Source organism: Bacillus sp. AFS055030 (assembly GCF_002574545.1).
Lineage (GTDB): Bacteria > Bacillota > Bacilli > Bacillales > Bacillaceae_G > Gottfriedia.
Genome location: NZ_NUGT01000090.1, coordinates 1 through 1,463, shown reverse-complemented (window position 1 = coordinate 1,463; position 1,463 = coordinate 1). Strand labels below are relative to the sequence as shown.

At 32.7% G+C, this 1,463-nt stretch carries 1 protein-coding gene; it reads right to left on the bottom strand.

All coding sequences use genetic code 11. The features are described 5' to 3' along the window. Window positions 1–37: 37 nt before the first annotated feature. A protein-coding gene (locus CN925_RS20770) for an IS3 family transposase (protein WP_286138573.1) occupies window positions 38–1,368 on the bottom strand; the annotation gives its coding sequence in 2 pieces (ribosomal slippage) (window positions 38–981 and window positions 981–1,368; 1,332 coding nt in all). Window positions 1,369–1,463: the final 95 nt, after the last annotated feature.

Here is a 1,463-nt window from a genome sequence, read left to right as displayed (position 1 = left end):
TAAAATGTACCCTTTGTAAAGGACATTGAAAAAAAGACTATGCAGTTTTAAGGAGATGATTTCTGTATTGTACAGGGGTCATCTTCTTTAAATTCCACTGATATCTATAATGATTGTAATAGTTCATATACTGTTTTATTTCTTTATTAAGCTCATCTAAATTTTGACATGACTTAATAGAGGCTTCATCTTTAAAATGGCCAAAAAATGATTCTTGTGGAGCGTTATCCCAACAGTTTCCACGTCTAGACATTGATTGAATTAACCCTAGTTTTTTTACTAGTTTTTGAAAGTCTGGGTGTGTATAATGTGTTCCTTGATCTGAATGAATAAGTGAACCTTCTACTTTCTTAAAGTTACGATTTCTTTTTAACTTTCGAAGAGTATCTGTAGCTAACTCCATTGTTATTTGGTCTGAAACATGGTATGCCAGTATTTCATTTGTTGAACTATCTAGGATTGTTGATAAATATGCTTTCTGACCTTTACCATATTTTAAATAGGTTATATCTGTTAGAAGAGATTTCCCAGGTACTTCTTGTTTAAATTGACGATTCAATCGGTTTGGCACAACCCTATGTTCTTTTGTAGCCTTCATCATTCGTCTGTAGGGATTTGCCTTTCTAAATGGGCAAACTATACCGTATTTTTTCATGATTCTTCGTATACGTTTCAAATTGTAGACAATCTTAAATTGACCCGCCAATGTATTCTTGATTTGACGTGCCCCTTTTTTATACCGTTTAAAGTGATAAGCCTTTAATATATTTACCCTTAAAATTTCATCCATTTCATCTTGTTGCTTTCTTCGTTCTTGTGACTTAATAGAAAAGTAATTATAATAACCACTTCTTGATACGCCAGCAATCTTACATAGGTAAGTTACCATATGTTTTAATTCAAACTTTTCAATTATGGAACGTATTAGAGTATATTTTTGGCTAGGAGAAATAACTACTACCTCATCCTCCCTTCTAAAAAACGAATCTTTTTTAGTAGTTCATTTTCAGCTTTAAGTAGATTAATTTCTGCTTCTAAACGAGCGTTCTTTTCCTCCAAAGTTAGTTCTCTTTTTAAAGGTCTTCCTGAGCTATCAGATCTCGTGTCACGAAGACCAAGTTCACCATTCTCTCTATATGCAGTACGCCATCTACTACCAGCTGCTTGAACTCTTTTCATTCCAATCACTTCTATATCAAATCCACACTCTTCAAATATTTGTCTAGGTAATTTTCCTTTCATATTTTCCGAAATAAAAATACGCTTGAACTCATGGGTGTAAGTGATCCCTTTTGTACTAACTGACTTTACGTGTTGGTTTTTGGAAAGTAGATCAATTTCTTTATCTGTAAATATTTTATCGCTCATCTAATATTTCCCCGATCCCGTTTTTTCTAATTATAAACAAAAGTACCCTATAGAGGTCACTTTTTTTAAGTGTCTACTCTATAGGGTACATTTTA